Source organism: Corallococcus praedator (assembly GCF_003612125.1).
Classification (GTDB): domain Bacteria; phylum Myxococcota; class Myxococcia; order Myxococcales; family Myxococcaceae; genus Corallococcus; species Corallococcus praedator.
On sequence record NZ_RAWI01000165.1, the window covers coordinates 1 to 19,167 of the forward strand.

Annotated in this window: 10 protein-coding genes and 2 pseudogenes; 6 read left to right on the forward strand and 6 right to left on the reverse strand. The window is 70.6% G+C overall.

From position 1 onward, the window contains the following. A pseudogene (locus D7Y13_RS21270) lies at nt 1–442 on the reverse strand (IS3 family transposase); the annotation flags it as partial. Between the two features lie 180 nt (nt 443–622). Between D7Y13_RS21270 and D7Y13_RS49020 the strand changes: the two are divergent. Continuing rightward, nucleotides 623–1,147, forward strand: a pseudogene (locus D7Y13_RS49020) (transposase); the annotation flags it as partial. A 117-nt stretch (nt 1,148–1,264) separates the two neighbouring features. Next, a complete protein-coding gene (locus D7Y13_RS21280) occupies nt 1,265–1,693 on the forward strand; it encodes a YciI family protein (RefSeq protein WP_199732871.1) in 429 nt (142 codons plus the stop codon). 540 nt (nt 1,694–2,233) lie between these two features. Here D7Y13_RS21280 and D7Y13_RS21290 read toward each other — a convergent pair. Both D7Y13_RS21290 and D7Y13_RS21295 read right to left on the reverse strand, forming a co-directional pair. Then, the gene (locus D7Y13_RS21290) at nt 2,234–3,928 is read right to left on the reverse strand and encodes an Ig-like domain-containing protein (protein WP_233595777.1); all 1,695 of its coding nucleotides are present in this window, start codon (nt 3,926–3,928) and stop codon (nt 2,234–2,236) included. 366 nt (nt 3,929–4,294) lie between these two features. Beyond that, entirely contained in the window at nt 4,295–5,476 is a 1,182-nt protein-coding gene (locus D7Y13_RS21295; protein ID WP_120584863.1) for a serine hydrolase domain-containing protein, read from the reverse strand. 135 nt (nt 5,477–5,611) lie between these two features. On the opposite strand from D7Y13_RS21295, the gene D7Y13_RS21300 reads away from it, so the two are divergent. Together D7Y13_RS21300 and D7Y13_RS21305 are read left to right on the forward strand one after the other, a co-directional pair. Next, nucleotides 5,612–7,306, forward strand: coding sequence for a histidine kinase (locus tag D7Y13_RS21300; RefSeq protein WP_158620434.1), 1,695 nt, complete (start codon nt 5,612–5,614; stop codon nt 7,304–7,306). Then, nucleotides 7,303–7,995, forward strand: a complete 693-nt coding sequence (locus D7Y13_RS21305; protein WP_120532697.1) for a LytR/AlgR family response regulator transcription factor — start codon at nt 7,303–7,305, stop codon at nt 7,993–7,995. Before D7Y13_RS21300 ends, D7Y13_RS21305 begins: the two co-directional genes overlap by 4 nt. Before the next feature lie 35 nt (nt 7,996–8,030). Here the strand turns inward: D7Y13_RS21305 and D7Y13_RS21310 are convergent, their stop codons facing one another. Beyond that, nucleotides 8,031–9,437 (reverse strand): alpha/beta fold hydrolase, encoded by a 1,407-nt coding sequence (locus tag D7Y13_RS21310; RefSeq protein WP_120584861.1) that lies wholly within the window; start codon nt 9,435–9,437, stop codon nt 8,031–8,033. A 393-nt stretch (nt 9,438–9,830) separates the two neighbouring features. Between D7Y13_RS21310 and D7Y13_RS21315 the strand changes: the two genes are divergently transcribed. Together D7Y13_RS21315 and D7Y13_RS21320 are read left to right on the forward strand one after the other, a co-directional pair. Further along, entirely contained in the window at nt 9,831–11,309 is a 1,479-nt protein-coding gene (locus tag D7Y13_RS21315) for an FAD-dependent monooxygenase (protein WP_120584860.1), read from the forward strand. A gap of 216 nt (nt 11,310–11,525) precedes the next feature. After that, complete coding sequence (locus D7Y13_RS21320) at nt 11,526–13,037, forward strand: ABC transporter substrate-binding protein (RefSeq protein WP_120584859.1); 1,512 nt, start codon at nt 11,526–11,528, stop codon at nt 13,035–13,037. A 178-nt stretch (nt 13,038–13,215) separates the two neighbouring features. On the opposite strand, the gene D7Y13_RS21325 is transcribed toward D7Y13_RS21320, so the two are convergent. Together D7Y13_RS21325 and D7Y13_RS21330 are read right to left on the reverse strand one after the other, a co-directional pair. Continuing rightward, nucleotides 13,216–14,028 (reverse strand): class I SAM-dependent methyltransferase, encoded by an 813-nt coding sequence (locus tag D7Y13_RS21325; RefSeq protein WP_120532701.1) that lies wholly within the window; start codon nt 14,026–14,028, stop codon nt 13,216–13,218. Next, nucleotides 14,025–19,167, reverse strand: a 5,143-nt coding sequence (locus D7Y13_RS21330) for a MupA/Atu3671 family FMN-dependent luciferase-like monooxygenase (protein ID WP_120630759.1), incomplete at its 5' end; no start/stop codon positions are given. The genes D7Y13_RS21330 and D7Y13_RS21325, both read right to left, overlap by 4 nt.

Below are 19,167 nucleotides of genomic sequence, written 5' to 3' on the forward strand. Positions count from 1 at the left end.
CCAGCAGCGCCGCCGTTTCCGCCAGCGCCTTCTCCTTGCGGCGCAGCTCGCGCTCCAACTCCTTCACCCGCTTCTCGGCCACCGCCAGCCGCCTGCGCTCCTTGGCCGGCAGGGCCTGCGTGGACGCGCCCGACAGGGCTCCAGCGGCCGCCTGCTGCCACTCCGTCAGCTGCCCCTCGTGCAGCCCCTCGCGCCGCAGCAGCGCCCCCAGTTCCTCTCCGGTGAGCCCCTGGACCGCCACCAGCACGCGCAGCTTCTCCTCGGGCGTCCACTTCTTCGGTCCAGTCGGCGGAGCGGGCTTCTTTTCCTCGGGCGGGGGCGTCATCGCCGCCAACTTATTCGCCTCCCTCAACCACTGCGACAACGTCGGTTGCGACACGCCCACCTGGCGGGCCAGGGCGGCGGCACTCACCGCGGCGGGGCCCACCATCCGCTTCACCATTTCTGACTTGAATCCATCCGTGTACGACACTGCTTCCTGCCTGCTCTCGCCCCCAAGGCGCGGTCATCCCGGCCGATCAGCCGAGGCGACAACTTCCCTGACACAGGGGGCCATTGACTCCTCGTCCGTGCGGGCCTCAAAAAGGGGGCCCTCACGGGCCCAAGCCCGACGGATAGAGCGAAGGCGGGTAGCAAGCATCATCTTCTCGTAGAGGCCCACGGCATGCCGCTGACCGAGTCGGTGACAGCCGCCAATGTGCACGACACGCACGAACTCTTCCCCCTCGTCGACTCCGTGCCCGCAGTGCGGATGCCTTCGGGGCAGCGCCGCTTCCGCCCAGGGAAACTCCATACCGACAAGGCCTACGCCTCCAGGAAGAACAGGAGCGGACTTCGCCTGCGCGGCATTGCCGCCCGCATCGCGCGTCCCGGCGTTGAGTCCAAGGAAAGGCTCGGACGCTACCGCTGGGTCGTCGATGTCAACGGCCGGGGCCTACCTGCAAGGGCCCCCACACGTCATTGGCCGGACGGTTACGCTGGAGCGCCACCACTCCCTCTCGCCGAGTCAGGCTCGGCGCGAGCTGATGCAGTCGAAGCACGCGGCCTGATTACGACCAACCTGGTGTCTCAACAATCCGGTGCGGTACAGGTGAGCTTTAGCGCTCGTACAATCGGACCGGGCTGGGGAAGTTTGACGCCCGAGTAGTACCTGGGCGTTACGTCTTCCCTCGCTCGCAGCAAGAATCTGCATCGCGGTTGTCGATCCGGCTGCGCACTGTTCGTCGCCCTCGCGGACACCCACCGAGCAGCAAGGAGACACGCGATGAAGGTCATGATGATGGTGAAGGCGAACAAGCAAGCCGATGCGGGCCCGAAACCGACCGAAGAGGCGCTGGTCGCGATGCACAACTTCAACGAGGAGTTGCGGAAGGCCGGCGTGCTGCTCGATCTCGGCGGCCTCACGCCGATGAGCCGCGGCGCGCTCGTGCGGTACAGCAGGAGCCAGTGCAAGGTGATCGATGGCCCGTTCGCCGAAGCCAAGGAGCTGATCGCCGGCTACAGCCTGCTCGAAGTCAAGACGTTCGCCGAGGCAATCGAGTGGGCCAAGCGCGCGCCGTTCGGCCTCCTCGTGCAAGACGGCGAGGAGTGGGAGGTCGAGCTCCGGCCGCTGTTCGACCCGACGGAGTTCGACGTGCCGGGCGAGGCCGAGGAGCGAGCAAAGCGGCTCGGCGAAAAGCCCGGCAAGGCGTAGCCGCGGCGCGGCAGGCTCGCGGCGAGTGACCGACCCACACGCCGCGAGCGTCGCCGTGTTTCGCATCGAGTTCCCGCTGTGCCTCCCCAAGATTCGGTCGCTGCGTCATGGGTGCGTCAAAACGCGCGTCATGCCAGTGAACGATGAGCACGGCGAGCCCCCAGGCCCTCCCCTCCAGTTCGACAGAGGTCGGCCTTACGCCCGGACCAGACGTTTCAGCGCCTCTCTGCCTTTGTGGATACACCGCGACCCTCCTGCGAAGACAGGCAGGGTGGCGCAACAGGCACAGGTCCGTGAGGCCATCGATGGAGGAGCCGAGACTCTACGGGGCTCGGCGCTCGTATCGGTGGTGGAGCCCGAAGACTTCCGGCAGCTCTATCACCTTGGCTCCACGCCCCGGGCCGTGCACCTCACGCCTCTCCATGAGGAAGGTACATGAAGAGGGTGGGACCACCCTCCTCACTCCAGCCGGACGCTCACGTCGTCAATGGGCCTGACTTCCGTTGAAGCCCCTGGACGCGAAGTGCCGCCTGCTCCTGGCTACGGCGCAGGCATCCAGGCCAGACCCAAGTTCCTGCTGCTGCCCGAGTTTACGTCCTGGATATTGCTGCCGTCGGCCAGATTTGCGCTCCGGAGCAATCCACCCAGCCAATCCACCCAATACAGCCGCCCGGCCGTGGCATCGATGGCAATCCCGTACACTGAGGTCTGGTTGGTCACCAGGGCGGTGCCGTTGGAACCGTCCAGGTTGGATACATAGATACTGTTGCCGCGGGTCGAGTAGTACACCTTCCCGCCGCTCGGGTCGACCGCCAGGCCCACCCCCAGGCCGCCCAGGTTTGAAGCGAGGGTCTCCAGGTTGGTACCATCGAGATTGACTCTCATGAGCTTGGTGTTGTTATAGGTAATCACATACACCTTACCACTCGGGACATCGAACGCGAGGGCAGACGGGCTATCGATGCCGCCGACGACCTGCGTTGGATTGCTACCGTCCAGCTCGGCGCGCATGATCCGTTCTCCGTTGAAATCGGACCAGTACAGCCTGCGGTTCGTCGAATCGACTGCCAGCGCGCTGGGGTAGCCTCCGTCCGCCACGACATCGACCGGATTCGCCCCATCACTGTCCACTCGAACGATGGCGCTGCCGCTCGTGTAGAAGAGGGTACGGGTGACCGGGTCGGTAACGACGGAAGCGGCCCCGCTGATGCCAGTCTTGAGTTCAATGGCATTCGTGCCGTTCACGTCAACCCTCCACAGTGAGCCGGTGTTCGTGACCCAGTAGAGGCTCGCGAGACCGGTGACGTCGACCATGAAGGTGGTGGAGGTGGTAGCGGCGCCGTCACTCACCGAGACGGTGATGGCGGTGGATCCGCTGGCGCTGGCGACAGGGACGACGTTGAGGGTGCGGCTGGAGCCGGAACCGCCAAGAACGAGGTGGCCAGGGTCGTTGGGCACCAGGTCGGCATTGGAGGACGTCGCGGTGACCGTGAGGCTGTCGGCGGCGGTCTCCACGTCGCCCACGGTGAGGGCCAGGTCGCCGGTCGAGCCACCAGCAGCGATGCTCTGGTTGGCCATGGGGGAAATGGCAGGGAGGTCGTTCACCACGGTGACGTCGACCGTGAAGGTGGTGGAGGCAGTGGCGGAGCCGTCGCTCACCGAGAGGGTGATGGTGGTGGTACCGCTGGCGTTGGCGACGGGAACCAGCTTGAGGGTGCGGCGGGTGCTGGAGCCTCCGAAGACGAGGTTTGCGGGGGCGTCGGGCACCAGGGCGGTGTTGGAGGACGTCGCGGTGACCGTGAGGCCGTCGGCGGTGGTCTCCACGTCGCCCAGGGTGAAGGCCAGGTCACCGGTCGAGCTGTCCTCGGCGATGGTCTGGTTGGCCAACGAGGAGAGCGTGGGCGTGTCGTTCACCGGGGTGATGGTGATGGTCACCGTGCCCTGGGCGCTTTGGCCCTGGCGGTTGGTGGCACGAAAGACGAGCGCGTCTTCGCCATTGTAATTGGCGCCGGGGGTGTAGGTGATGGAGCCACTGGCGCTGATATCACTCAATGTGCCGTGGTCCGGTGCGTCGACGAGGGTGAAAGTGAGTGCCTCGTTGCCGGTGGCCGGCAGGCGCATATCGAGGGGCGTGTCTTCCACCGTCTCGAGAGTGATGTTGCGGGTCACCGGCGGGATGCCGCGCGGCTCGTTGTCGCGACAAGCGGCGAGGGTGCTCGCGGCCAGTCCAAGCACCAATCCAGCGCGCAATACGGCAGATGGCACTGCGAGCCATCTCGAAAACAAATATGACATGAAATTTCCGGGTGAGGGTGCCCGATACGGGCGGAGTAAACGCGAAGCGCCAGTTTCTCCTCTGATGCTGGCCGCTCTGTCAATCTTCATCTACGGACTTGTTGGCGCTCCATTTGGCGCGAATCGTTGCCCCCCAAACCGCAGCACCTGTGCCTACCCGGAATTCAGTCCGGCGAATGCTGAGCACGGCGAGCCCCCAGGCCCCCCTCTCCTGCTCGACAGAAGCCGGCCCCACGCTGCGGGATGGCGCTGGAGCCCACCTGCGCAGGCTGCGCCACGCATTCGGGCACCCGGTAGAACGCAACGCTATTTCTTGCAGGCCGTCACCGGATCGGCCTTGGCCACGTCGGCGCCCCACAGGCAGACGACGCGGTCCAAAGCCAGGCCGCTGCGGGAGTTGCTGAAGAAGACGATGCCGTCGCCGGATTGCGGACGCATCAAGAAATGGGCGCGGAAGCCAGCCTGGTTGCGCCCGTCGTGACCGACGGCGGTGCTGCCGTCGCCGAGGCGTTCGATGAAGTGGCCCAGGCCGTAGACCCCCTCATCGGGCGCGCGCGGCGTGCTCAGCTCCGCGGGTATGTACATCTGGGCCAGTTGCGCCTGGGTCAGTGGATGCGCGCCGGCGGTGTTCGCCATGCCGGCAATCATCCAGCGGGTGAAGTCGCGGACGGTGGTGGTCAGGGTCGAAGGCGCCTGCTCGACGTAGTAACGCATCGGCACCGGCCTGCCATCGTCGCCGTGTCCCTGCGCTGCACCGGCCAGCACCTCCGGCGTCATGGCGACGCTGCTGTGTTTCATGCCCAGCGGCCGGAACACCAGCTCGCGCGCCAGGTCCGAATACTTGCGCTGCGTGGTCCGCTCGATGGCCAACTGCATCAGGGTGTAGCCGCCGCCGGAGTACTGGAACTTCACACCGACCGGCGCGAACAGCTCCACCGCGCCGCGTCCATTCGTCTTGCCGGCCAGCGACTCCTCCAGGCTCGGCAGCTCCTTGTAATCGAGCCAGCCCTGATACCCGCCCAAGGTCGTGCCCGCGGTGTGCGACAGCAGGCGGCGGATCGTGATCAGGCGAGGGTCGAACGGGCTCTGCGCCAGCGGCCACGGCGACAGCACATCGGCCACCGACTCATCCAACTTCACGCGCCCCTGCTCGGCCAGACGCATCGTCACCCAACTGGCGATCGGCTTGGCCAGCGAGGCAGCGACGAACACCGTGTCGGGCGTCACTCGCACCTTGCCCGCGTGGTCCGCGAAGCCGAAGCCCTTGGCGTAGGCCAGCTTGCCTCCGACAATCAGCCCCACGGCCACGCCTTGGATACGGGCTTCTTTCATGAGGGCCGGCACTTCGCGCTCGATGACCTGGGCGAACGGCGGTGGCGCGACGACGGGCACGGTGAGGGCCTGGAAGGTGTGGGGCTGCACCTGGAGGCTCTGGGCCTGGGCGAGGGACAGCGGAAGGATGAGGCAGAGCAGGAGCACGGCACGCATGGGCGTTCCTCCGAAGGGGATACGGAGAAGAGGATGCGGTGGCCGGCGCGGCGCGTGGGGGTGCGCGTCGCCCAACGTCTCGCGGCGTCGCCGGAGTGCGCGTGGGGCGGCGCCGCGCTACGTATGCTGAGGCCCATGACGTCGTCCGCCCTCTTCGCGGGATGCCTCGCGCTCTCGCTCGCCGCCTCGGCCGCCCTGCCCTCCGCACGACAAGGACAGGTGCAGGTGCACGCGGAGGACCTCCCCGCGGAAGTAGCGCTTGCGGGGGACGCGCGGGGCTGGCGCACGGTGGAGGGCAGTCAGTTGAATGAGGGGACCGGCCCCTTCTGGCTGCGCACGCAGGTGGAGGTGCCCCCGCGTGAAGCCGGAGCCCCGACGCCTGCCCTCTCCCTGTCGGTGCTCGGGTCATGGGAGGCCTGGTGGGACGGCAGGCCCCTGGGGCGCAACGGTCAGGTGGGGCGCACGCCCGCGGAGGAGGTGCCGGGACGAATCGATGCCCTGTTCCCGCTTCCGCCCGAGCTCAGCACGCCGGGCCCTCACGTGCTGACGATGCGCATCTCCGCGCACCGGCTCGGCTTCCAGCCCGTGGGCACCCTCCACGACCTGCGGGTGGGCGAGGCCGCGTCCCTCGCTCGGACGCGGATGCTCGGCCTGGTGCCAGCCCTTTGCATGCTGGGCGCACTGGTGCTGATGGGGCTCTACCACCTCGCGCGCGTGCGGCTCACTCACGGCGGGCTCGCCACGCTGCTGCTCGGCGTGCTGTGCCTCGCCGCCGCGGCGCTCGTCCTGCTGGAGGCGTGGCGCGGGCTCGCCAACTATCCCTACCCACAGCACGCAGTGCGGCTGCGACTGCAGGCGGCGGCCGTGCTGGCGGTGGCGGCGCTGCTGCCAGCGACCGTGCACGCGGCCTTCGGCGAGCCACGCCGCTGGCTGCGGTGGATGGGACTCGGATTGGGGCTGCTCTCGCTCGTCTTCGTTCCGGGCTTCGATGGCAAGAACAGCATCGCGCTCGGGGCCTCGCTCGTCGTCTCCACGGCGCTCGCCGTGCGCGCGTGGCGCAGAGGGGAACCGTGGGGGGCCCTGGGCGCGCTGGCGGGGCTCGGTTTCGCTGGGACGCTCTACCTGTTGGAGCCCTGGGGCTTCCCCGAGCGCGGCTTCTTCCTCGCCTTCGGAGGGCTGTTGCTCTGCCTCACGGCGGTACATGCCCGGCAGCAGCGCCGCCAGCAGGAACGGCTGGAGAGCGCGACGCGCGCCGCGGAGCGCCTGCAACTGGAGCTGCTCAAGCGCAGTCTGCAACCGCACTTCCTGATGAACACGCTGGGCGCGCTGAGTGAGTGGGTGGAGACAGAGCCCGCGCAGGCCGTGCGCTTCATCGAGGCCCTGGGCGCGGTGTACCGGCACCTGCTCGCCGTCTCCGGTGAGCGCACCATTCCGCTCGCCCGCGAGTTGGAGCTGTGCCGCGCCCACCTGGACGTCATGGGCTGCCGGCAGGGCACGGCCTTCCACCTGGAGACCGAGGGCGTGGACCTCGAGGCCCCCGTCCCCCCTGCCCTGCTGCACACGCTGCTGGAGAACGCCTTCAGCCACAACCGCTACATCTCGCCCCACACCTTCCGGCTCCAGAGCAGCCTCGTCGCCGAGGGCGCCCGGCCGCGGCGGCGCTACGTCTTCCTCGCCCCCCTGGGCACGGGCACGCGCCAGGGGGGCGGTGAGGGCACCGGTTCGCGCTACCTGCGCGCGCGCCTGGAGGAGGCCTTCCCCGGTGTGTGGCGGCTCGAGGACGGGCCCACGGAGGATGGGTGGATGACGCGGGTGGAGGTGCCGGCGTGAGGCTGCTCATCGTGGAGGACGAACCGCTGGCGGCGCGACGCCTCGCTCGGCTGTGCGAGCAGTGGCTGGGGCCGGGCGCCCCGCCCCCTCGCGTGTGCGCGAGTCTGGACGAGGCGCGCGCGCTGCTGGCCGAGCGCGACGTGGACGTGCTGCTGCTGGACCTGAACCTCTCGGGCGAGGACGGCTTCGCGCTGCTCGCGGAGGCGGCCGCGGGCGCATTCCAGACGGTGGTGGTCTCCGCGAACACCGACCAGGCGCTGCGCGCCTTCGAGCTGGGGGTGCTGGACTTCGTGCCAAAGCCATACACGCCGGAGCGGCTCGCCCTCGCGCTCGCCCGCGTGGGAAGCCGCGCGGCCACTCCAATGCGCACCCTCGCGGTGAGAAAGGGCGGAGGCGTGGTCCTCGTGCCCCTGGACTCCGTCGCGTACATCCAGGGCGCTGGAGACTACGCGGAGCTGGTCCTGCGCGAAGGCGGCACCGAGCTGAGCGAGAAGAGCCTGGAGCGGCTCGAGCAACTGCTCCCCGCCGACTTCCTCCGCGTCCACCGCTCCTATCTCGTCCGCGTGACGGACATCCGCGAGCTCGTCGCCTCGGAGGGCTCGCGCACCGCGGTGGAACTGCGGGACGGCACCCGACTGCCGGTGGGCCGCAGCCGCCTGGGAGTGCTGCGCAAGCGGCTGGAGGCGTAGGCGCCGTCGCTACCGGTGCTCGATAGGGATTGACGTCAGGGCTTCGCCTTGATCTCCAGCCGCTCATCGCGGAGCGCTTCGCCCTTCAGGAAGGCCTTCATGCGCTCAAGGATGCGCGGGTCCGACTGGAAGAGGCCGTCGTGTCCCGCACCCACCAGCACCAGGTGAGCGGTCTGGGAGAGCCCGGGGCGCAGGGCCTCCGCGTTGTCCGGGCTCGTGCGCCCATCCAGGGTGCCGCTGATGAGCAGGACGGGCACCGCGGCCTTCAGCGGACCGCGGAAGGACTCGCCCAGGTCGCTCACGCCGGGCACATCCCCTGCTCGCAGTGCTCCCGGGTTGGCGCTGCCACCGAGCAGTGCCTTCGCCGCTTCCCTCTCGATGAGGGCGTGTCGCGCCGGGCTCACGCCGGAGGCCGCGTCCATGGCGAGCGACATGGGCTCCAGCCACCCTTCGCGCAGCTGGCGCGCGAAGGGTGCCATCGGCGCATAGTCCCCGGCCTCCAGGGCCGGAAGCAGGGTGAGGAAGCGCCGGAAGGTGGCGGGGTCTCGAAGGGACTCGAAGATGGCGCGCTGAAGGTCGAAGTGGCTGGCCCGCCAGGTGTGGCGCTCACCCTTCGCCGGGTCCGTGAACGCAACGGTGCGGGGCTCGCGCTTCAGCGATTTCAACAGCTTCGCCAGCCGCGGTTTCAGGCCCGGCCCGCGCTCGCCTTCGGCGCGCAGAACGACCTCCCAGCGCTCGAGCAGGGCCTCCGCGTGGGCAGGCCGCTTCCAGGTGTCGTCCGGCCCCTCGATGCCTGCGAGGATGACGTGGTCCACCCGCTGTGCGTGGCGCCGCAGGTAGGCGAGGCCCAGGTGGGTGCCGTAGCTGATGCCCCAGAGGTTGAGCTTCGGCGCGCCCAGCGCCTTGCGCAGCACCTCCAGGTCGTCGGCGTTCTCCTCCGTGGTGTAGGCGCCCAGATCCACGCCGGCCGTGGCCCAGGTCCGGCTCGCCTCGGCGGCGGCCTTCTTCACCGTGGTGGTGAGCAGCGCCTCGTCCATGCGCTGCTCGAGCGGAATGGCCCAGCGCTGCTCCAGATTGGGATGGGGGTTCGACTGGCCGGTGCCGCGTTGGTCCAGCGCGATGACGTCGGCCACCTCGCGCAGGGCGAGGAACAGCTCGAAGCGGACGTTGCGTGCGGCCTCGATACCGGAGCCGCCCGGGCCACCGGCCAGGTAGACGATGGGGGCCGCGGGCGTGGGGTTCGTGCTCTTGAAGCGCACGAAGCGCAGGGGCAGACCCGGGCCCTCGGGGCGGGCGTGGCGCAGGGGCACGGTGACGGTGCCCAGCTCGGCCTGAACGACGCGACCGTCGCGGGCCTGGAAGGCGTAGGGCTGCAGTTGGAGTCCCTGGGCCTGGGCGAGGGACAGCGGAAGGATGAGGCAGAGCAGGAGCACGGCGCGCATGGGCGTTCCTCCGAGAGAGGGGCTACCGCGAGGAGAATGCGGTGGCCCGCGCGGCGCGTGGGGTGCCGGTCGCCCAACGTCTCGCGGCGTCGCCGGACGTAGGCGGGGTCGCCAACGGCACAGGACGACATCGAGGTTCGGGTTCCTGCTGTCCGCTCCCCGCGAGAACTTCCGAGGCTTCGGGCAGGTAGCGGAGGCGAGCGCCTGGCCTCGCCACGCGCGAGGTCAAACGTGCGCTCTTTCCGGGTCCGCGACGGGCCGCTGGGAGGAGCCACGGCAGACCTCTCCGCTCTCTCCACAGCCAGCAGATGCCAGACCCCGGGTATTGCCGCAAGCCCCCCCGGCCGTGCTCCACCATCGCCCGTTTCACTCCAGAAGCGGGAGGGACGAGTGATGCACACGGACGTGGTGACACAGCACGCGGTGGTGATTGCGGGAGGGGGCCCGACCGGGCTGATGCTGGCGGCGGAGCTGGCGTTGGCGCAGGTGGACGTGGCCATCGTCGAGCGACGCGCCAGTCAGGAGGTCCCCGGCTCGCGCTCGCGCGGCCTGCACGCGCGCAGCCTGGAGGTGCTCGATCAGCGCGGGGTCGTCGAGCGCTTCGTCTCGCAAGGGAAAGCGGTCCAGAACGTCGCGTTCGGGCAGGCGCCTCTGGACCTCAGCGACTTCCCGACGCGTCACAACCATGGGCTCGCGCTCTTGCAGGAGCGCTTCGAGCGCATCCTGGCGGAGTGGGTGGGCGAGCTGGCGGTGCCCCTCTACCGTGGGTGCGAGGTGACGGGCTTCACGCAGGACGACACCGGCGTCGACGTCGTTCTGTCCGACGGCCGTGCGCTGCGGGCGAAGTACCTCGTGGGGTGCGACGGGGGTCGCAGCCTCGTCCGCAAGGCGGCAGGCATCGAGTTCCCGGGGTGGGACGCGTCCATCAGCTACCTCATCGCCGAGGTCGAGATGACCGGAGCGCCGGCGTTCGGCATCCGCCGGGACGAGAAGGGCACCTACGCCATGGGCCCGCTGGAGGACGGGCGCGTGGGCGTCGTGCTGAGAGAGGAGCAGGTCGGCACGGGCGACGCGCCCACCCTTGAAGGTCTGCGCGAGGGGCTCGTCGCGCTCTACGGGACGGACCATGGCCTGCGCAGCGCCACGTACCTCTCAAGGTTCACCGACATGACGCGGCAGGCGGCGTCCTACCGGGACCGGCGGGTGCTCCTGGCCGGCGACGCGGCCCACGTGCACTCGCCGATGGGCGGACAGGGGCTCAACCTCGGCGTGCAGGATGCCGTGAACCTGGGGTGGAAGCTGGCCCAGGTCGTGCGCGGCGTCTCGCCGGAGGACCTGCTCGACACGTACCAGGCCGAGCGTCACCCCGTCGCGGCCCGTGCGCTGCGCAAGACCATGGCGCAGACCGCGCTTGCCCGCGGTGACGCGCGGATGGACGCCGTGCGCGAGACGCTGGCGGAGTTGCTGCGGATGGACGGGCCACGCAAGCAGTACGCGGCGATGATGTCGGGGCTGGACGTCCACTACGACCTGGGAAACGGACACCCGCTGCTCGGGCGCCGCATGCCGGACCTCGACCTGGTCACCGCCGACGGCCCCCGGCGCGTGTTCCACCTGTTGCACGACGCGCGGCCGGTGCTGCTCGACCTGGGCGAGCCCGGCACGCTCGACATCACGCCCTGGGCGGACCGGGTTCGCAGGGTCGCTGCTCGCTACACGGGGGCGTGGGAGCTGCCGGTGCTCGGCGCTGTCACCGCGCCCGTCGCGGTGCTGATTCGACCGGACGGACACGTCGCGTGGGTCGGGGAGGGCACGGACCCGGGTCTGCGTGAGGCCCTGACCCGATGGTTCGGGCCGCCGCGTCCGGCGTAACGCGCTTCGCGTGCCTCAGCGGACTGCGCCCTTGGCGCCAGGAGAAGAGAAACCACACGGAGGCCGTTGCCCGGCTCATCTGCTGACAAGCGCGTTTGCTTTCACTGCCCCGAGGGAAATTTGGAATCGAAGCGCTCCCGGAAATGTCAGACCGACCCGGTATGAATCTCCCTGCGCGGCGCCCTTCAGGGCGTCGCCGAAAGGGTTGCCTTCACAATGCATAAATCATTGTTCTCCCTCGGGCTTTTGGTTGGCATGGCAGGGGTCGGCTGCGCGGGGCTCGACGAGGCCGAGGCGGTGGACTCCTCCGTGTCGACGGACGCGACCTCCGAGGTCACCCAAGGCCTGGTCACCCAGGTCACCGGCACCAGCCCGATCACCTTCGTCGCCACGTCGGGCAACGAGACGAAGCCATACGACCAGTCCGCCACGTCAGTGGTGGCATACATGCGGGATTCAACGACCGGGGCGTTCACGGCCTATCCGGGCACGGGCTCCGCGGACGGCACCGTCTCCGTGCCGAACGTCCCTTCCGGCCGCATCTACCTGAAGCTGGGCTCGCGCTACCTGGTGAGCACCGGCCGCGCGTTCGACCTGGGCTCCACGGAGTGGGGCCGCGATGGTACCTTCGTCTCGCTGCCGACCCCCGTGACGGTGTCCGCCACCGGCCTGTCTCCCTGGCAGCCGGGGGACTACCTGGACGTGTATTCGTTGAACCCGGGCGCGTTCGGCTACGTCCACGGCGGCGCCACGGGGTTTCCGCTGGCGGGCGCCACGTCGCTCTCCGGGCTGAGCTTCAATTACGCCGACATGGGCAACCCGGTGCTGCTCGACAGCAGCCGCGGGGATGTGTTCTCGCTGGCGCAGCTGCGGTTGCAGACGAGCGCGAATGGAGTGCCCTACCGCGCGATGCACAAGGTGCTCAACACGAGCATGACGCAGGTGGAGGGCCAGCCCGTCACCGTCAGCGGCACCTTCACCCAGCCCGTCGCGACAGGCACCTTCGCGGTGGACTGGAGACGCTCGGCCTTTGAAGCCATGCGCACCCAGGTGAACCCGGACGCGGTCAGCACGTACAACGAAATCTGGATGTCCGCCCGGCCGGCCGCGCTGAGCTCGGCGCTCGCGTCCATCAGCGGGTCGCCACTGCTCGTGAAGCTCAACCCTGACACGCAGCGGACCGACATCGTCACGGGGAGCATGACCTACAACAACCCGCTCCCGGCGACGTGGCAGAAGGTGGCGCTCGCCGCCGCGGGCTTCACGAAGAGCTACGCGCTGGGAACCGCGACGCCCTACACCATGAGCGTGGACATCCGCATGGATCAGGAGGCGAGCGCGTTCACCGCCGCGCCCGTGCAGCCCCTCGTCGGGCCGGTGCAGGCGCCCCTGGTGAACACGCGCGGCGCGTTCCAGAACCTCACGGGCGTGGGGACCGACGCCTCGCTGCGCTGGTCGAAGCCGCTGGTCGGCACGGCCACGAACTACGTGGTGAACATCTACCGGCTGGGCACGAGCACGGGTTACACCACCGCGACGCGCGTGGCGACGCTGCACACGGATCTCCAGAGCGTGTACCTGCCCCCGGGCGTGCTGCTGGCGGGCCAGACGTACTTCGCGGAGATCCAGAGCTGGTACCAGCCCGGCTCGGACCTCGCGGCGAGCCCGTTCAAGCGCTCGCTGCCTCGAGGCCGCGCCAGCGTGCTCACCGGCATGTTCAGCCCGTAGACGCTGAAGTCCTGGGAAGGGAGGCAGCCCGCTCCCTCTCTTCCCTCACGCGCCGCATCGCTTCAGCGAGACTCCGGGCGCATGGGGGTTCCCAGACGCTTGGGGGCCCCCATTCGCGGTCCCCCGCGTGCAATGACGCATTCGCTGACGCACGCGTGGCACCGGGAGCCACACCCGACTACTCGGGACGGCGGACCTTGAGGATGAAGGCGTCACCGTAGCGCTGCTCCTCGTAGTCCACGAAGCCCGCGCGGGCGAGCGCCGCGGGCAGTCCGGGCAGGTCCGTGCGGCGGATGCCGGTGGCGCTCACCCCCAGCCGGCCCAGCGGGCGCGGGGACTCCGCGAAGGTGCTGGCCACGTAGGTGCCGCCCGGCTTGAGCAGCCGGAAGATCTCCCGGTACGCGAGGTCCGGGTCCGGGTACAGGTGCAGCGAGCCCGCGTTGAGGACGCCGGAGAACACCCCGTCCCGCAAGGGCAGCTCATACACGTTGCCGCGCAGCAGCACCGTGTTGCCCGTGCCGTTGACCTGCCGGGCGGCCTTCTCCAGCATCGCCTCCGACAGGTCCAGGCCCACCACCAGCTGGTTGCCGGCGCTGCGCGCGAGGCTCTGGGTGTAGAAGCCGGCGCCGCAGGACAGGTCCAGCCAGGGGCCGCCCCGCGCCGGCACGTCGAGCCAGCGCTCGTAGACGGCGTACTCCTCCTGGGGGGTGGGCACGGTCGCGCCCGGCCCGGCGAAGATGCGCACGAAGAGGGGACGCATCAGGTGCTCGTACACGCCGACGAAAGCGTCACTCTCCATGAGCCGCTGGGCCACCGTGTTGGGCGGTGTCCGGGGCTGGGTGCCCGTCTGCATCAGGTCCGTATAGCCGGCCCCGTTGCGCGAGAAGCGGCGGCCACAGCCCTCGCAGTGGAGGGCGCTGTCCTGCTGGGTGAACTGCTCCCGGCGGCAGAAGATGCAGCGCAAGAGCGGGGCGACGACATGGGCGTTCATGTTCCGTGTGACTCCTTGAGGGTGAGGTGCGGCGAGGGGCGGTCCGCGCGGGGCGGCTCCGCCGGGGAAGGGGCGTCCAGGCAGCCTGCCAGCACCCGCGCCAGCGCCTGGACGTGCGGCTCGGTCATCATCGACAGGTGGTCTCCGGGCACGACGTGCACCGCCACGGGCTCGGGGGTGAAGCGCTCCCAGCCCATGGCGGGCGCCTCCAGCGTCCAGCGCAGCTCGTCCACGGGGATGTTGTCCGGATGCAGCACCTCCGCGCGGAAGAAGGTGAGCCGGCCCGGGTACGGCTCCGGGGGCACGTAGGTGCTCTGCTGATCCGCCTGGAAGGTGCGCACGAACCCCAGGAACTGGGTGCGGTCCGCCTCCGGGGGCAAGAGGCCGCTCGACTGCATCCGCGCCATCAGCAGGTCCACCTGGGCCTCGGGCGCGAGCTCTCGCAGCGCCTCCACCGACAGGCCCACGTCCTTGCCGTACAGCCGCAGCAGCAGGCTGCCAATGAGGCGCAGCCACTCGGCCTGATCCCAGTCCGCGCCCAGGGGCTGGCTTCGCGGCACCGGCGCCACGCTGTCGAGGATGCCCAGCAGGGCCACCGTCTCTCCCGCCTTGCGCAGCCTCCGGGCCAGCTCGAACGCGATGACGCCGCCGAACGAGTGCCCGACGAAGGCGTAGGGGCCGTGCGGCTGCGCCTCGCGCACGGCCGCCAGGTACTGCGTGGCCAGGGCCTCCACCACCGTCCCCTCCTCCGGCGCCTCCGCGTAGACGGGCTGCAGCCCGTACACCGTCCGCGCGGGGCCCAGGTGGCGCACCAGCGTGTGGAAGTAGATGAGGTTGCCGCCCGCCCCGGGCACGCAGAACACGGGCGCGAGGCCGTCCCGTCCCCGCTGGAGCTCCACCCGCAGGGAGCGGGAGGACTCCCCTTCCCGCGTCAACTCCTGCGCGAGCCGTTCGATGGTGGGCGCGCGGAACAGCGTGGCCAGCGGCAGCCGCCGCCCGAAGAGCCGCTCGATGTGCGCCATGAGCTGCACCGCGAGGATGGAGTGCCCCCCCAGTGAGAAGAAGCTGTCGCGCACGCCCGGGTCCGGCACCTTGAGCAGCTCCGCCCACAGCGCGGCCAACTGCATCTCCGCGGTGGTGCGCGGAGCCACCCGCTCCCCGCCCGCGTCCCCCTGGAGCTCCGGCGCGGGCAGCGCGCGCCGGTCCACCTTGCCGTTGGGCGTGCGCGGCAGCTCCGGCAGCGTCACGAAGAGGCCCGGCACCATGTAGTCGGGCAGGTGCTGGGAGAGGAAGCGCCGCAGCTCCGGGGCGCCCGCCGCCTCGCCCTCCGGCACCACGTAGCCCACCAGCAGCCTGTCGCCGCCGCCGTCCGCGCGCACCACGACGACGCCCTGGCGCACGGCCGGGTGCCGCGTGAGCACCGCTTCAATCTCCCCCAGCTCGATGCGGAAGCCCCGCACCTTCACCTGGAAGTCGGCGCGGCCCAGGAACTCCAGCCCGCCATCCGCGCGCCAGCGCGCCAGGTCGCCCGTGCGGTACACGCGCCGGCCCTCGTCCGGGAAAAACGGGTCCGCGATGAAGCGCTCGGCGGTGAGCTCCGGCCGCCCCAGGTAGCCCCGGGCCACGCCGTCCCCGCCGATGAGCAGCTCCCCGGGCACCCCCACCGGCACCGGTTGCAGGTGGCGGTCCACGACATGGATCTGCGTGTTGGCGATGGGCGCGCCAATGGACACCCGGCCCCCCCGCGCGGCGGCCACCGCCGTGGTGGACCACACCGTCGTCTCCGTGGGGCCGTACATGTTGAGCACCTGGCGCGGCGTCCCGTCCCCCAGCCGCTCCAGCAGCGCCGCCGGCAGCTCCTCGCCGCCCAGCAGCAGCGTGCGCAGGGAGCGCAGCGCGTCCAGCCCCCGGGCGTCGTCCACCAGCAGCCGCGCCAGGGACGGCGTGCACTGCAGGTGCGTCACCCCGTGCCTGCGCACCTGCGCGGGGACGGAGAAGTCCGCTGGCGCCGCGTCCTCCCCGCCGGGCTGGGAGCGCACCCGCACCTGCTCCAGCAGCGGGAGGCTGGCCAGCACGGTGTCCGCGTCCACGCCGAAGTCCACGAGGCAGGCCACCTCGTCGACGCCCACCGCCTGGAGCTGCCCCACCCGCTGGACGCACGCGTCCACGGTGCCGAACAGGCCGCTCGTCTCATAAAAGCGCTCGAAGCCGTGGTCCAGCAGGAACTCCAGGTCCTCCGGCGCGATGCCGCCCTTGGACAGGTCCATGCCCAGGCTGCGCGCCAGCTGCGCCAGCAGGTCCAGCGAGCTGCGCAGGTACTCGCGGAAGGGACCGCGCACCGTCTCGCGCACCGCGTCCGCGTCCACGCCCACGAAGGTGTGCACCATCAGCGTCACCCGACCGACGCCCGCATGTCCCGCCTGACGCCACGCCGCGTGGAAGGCGGCCACCTTCGCCCCCAGCTGCGCCACGTCCTGGCCCAGCAGGTGGGTCAGCACGTTCGCCCCCACCTCGCCGGCCATGCGGAAGGTCTCCTCGCTGCCAGCGGCGGTGAGCCACACCGGCAGCTCCGGCTGCACGGGCCTGGGCCGCGTGCGCACCTCGCGCTGCTGCCCCGTGCCGTCCACGCGGCGCACCGAGCCGCCGCGCCAGAGCCGCCGCACCTCCTCCAGCCCTTCGAGCATCAGCGCCTTGCGACGGGCATACCGCTCCGGCGCGAGCACGAAGTCCTGGGCCTGCCACCCGGACGCGAAGGACACGTCCACGCGGCCATCGGAGAGGTTGTCCACCACGGACCACTCCTCCGCCACGCGCAGCGGATCATGCAGGGGCAGCACCACGCTGCCCGCGCGGATGCGCACCCGGCGCGTCACCGCCGCCACCGCCGCGCCCGTCACCGAGGGGTTGGGGTACAGGTCACCGAAGTCATGGAAGTGGCGCTCCGGGGTCCAGATGGCGGTGAAGCCATGGGTGTCCGCGAACCGGGCGCCCTCCAGCAAGAGCCGGTACTTGCCCGGAGTCCCCGCGGCGCCCCCCGCGCTGGCGAAGTACAGCAGGCTGAAGTCCACCGGACGCCGGGGCGCCCCCGCGCCGTGGGCCGCCGGGAGGATGCCGGCGGCATCGTCCTGGACGACGACGCGGTAGCCGCGCGCCAGCGTCCACAGCAGCTCCAGCACGGAGATGTCGAAGGACGGCGTGGTGACGGCCAGCCAGGTCCCGGGCTCCGTCCCCAGCACCCCGTCCATGCCCTGGAAGAAGTTCGTGACGTGGCGGTGCTCCAGCTCCACGCCCTTGGGGCGCCCGGTGGAGCCGGAGGTGTAGATGACATAGGCCCGGTCCCCGGCCACCGCGCCGCCGGAGAGGACCGAGTCCGGACACGCGGCCAGCGTGGCGGCCTCCGTGTCCAGGCAGACCCGGCGCGCCGCCGTCTCGGGCAGCGTGCCCTTCAGGGACTCGCGCGTGACGAGCAGCGCGGCCCCCGCATCCTCCACGATGAGCGCCAGCCGGTCGGCGGGCAGCTTCGGGTCCAACGGAAGATAGGCCGCCCCCGACTTGAGGATGCCCAGCATCCCCACCACCATCTCCAGCGACCGCTCCACGCACAGGCCCACCAGCGCGCCCGGCCCCGCCCCCAGCGTCCGCAGGTGGTGCGCCAGTTGGTTCGCCCGCGCCTCCAGCGCGCGGTAGGTGAGGTGCGCCTCGCGGAACACCAGCGCCACCGCGTCGGGCGTGCGCGCCACCTGGGCCTCGAACTGGCGGTGGACACGCCGGTCCCCCGCCACGACCACGTCGGTGGCGTTGCGAGCCGACAGCCACGCCCGCTCCCCGGCGGTGAGCCACGGCAGGCGCCCCACCGGGCGGTCCGGGTCCGCGACCGCCGCCGCCAACAGCGTGTTCAGGTGGCCGGCCATGCGCCGCACCGTGGCCTCGTCGTAGAGGTCCAGGTTGTATTCGAGCCAGCCCTCGAAGCCCTCGCCCACCTCGGTGAGGGACAGCGTCAGGTCCAGCTTCGCCGACACGCTCTGGAAGTCCTCCAGCGAGACGTCCAGGCCGGGCAGCTCCAGCCGGCCCGCGGGCGCGTTCTGGAGCATGAACATCACCTGGAAGAGCGGCGGGTGGCTCAGGTTGCGCTCGGGCTGGAGCGCCTCCACCAGCTGCTCGAACGGGACATCCTGGTTCGCGTAGGCCTCCAGCGCCACGTCCTTCACCCGCGCCACCAGCGCGTCGAAGGTGTCCTCGGCCCGCACCCGCGTGCGCAGGGCCAGCATGTTCACGAAGAAGCCGATGAGCCCCTCCGTCTCGCGCAGCGGCCGGTTGGCCACCGGGGAGCCGACGACGATGTCCTCCTGGCCGCTGTAGCGCGACAGCAGCGCCTGGAAGCCCGCGAGCAGCACCATGAAGGGCGTGGCGCCGTGGCGCTCGGCGAGGGCGCGCACGCCCCGGGCCACCGCCGGCTCCAACGCGAGCGGCACCGTGGCCCCCCGGAACGTCTGCACGGCGGGCCGGGGCCTGTCCGTGGGCAGCTCCAGGAGCACCGGCGCGCCGGTGAGCCGCCGCGTCCACGCCTCGCGTTGCGCGTCCAGTACCTTCACCAACCGCTCACGCTGCCAGACGGCGAAGTCCGCGTACTGGATGGGCAGGGCCGGAAGCCGGGGCTCGCGCCGGCCCACGTGGGCGGCGTACAGCTCCGCCAGTTCCTGGAAGAGGATGCCCAGCGACCAGGCATCCGCGATGACGTGGTGCAGGGTGAGCAGCAGCACCTGGCCGCGCTCCGTCAGCCGCACGAGCACCGCGCGCGCCAGCGGACCGCGCGTCAGCTCGAAGCGGTGCTCCGCCTCCGCCCGGGCCCGCTCGCCCAGGCGCCGGGTGCGCTCCGGCTCCGGCAAGGCGCGCAGATCCACGCGCTCCAGGGGCAGCGCGCCCTCGGACTGGATGACCTGGACCGGAGCACCGTCCACCTCCGGGAAGCAGGTGCGCAGGCTCTCATGCCGCGCCACCAGCGCGGCCAGCGCGGACGCCAGCGCGTCCGCGTCCAGCCCCCCCTCCAGCCGCAGGGCGCCGGGCATGTTGTAGCTGGCGCCGCCGTCCTGCTGGAACCGGCTGAGGAACCACAGCCGCTGCTGCGGGAAGGACAGGGGC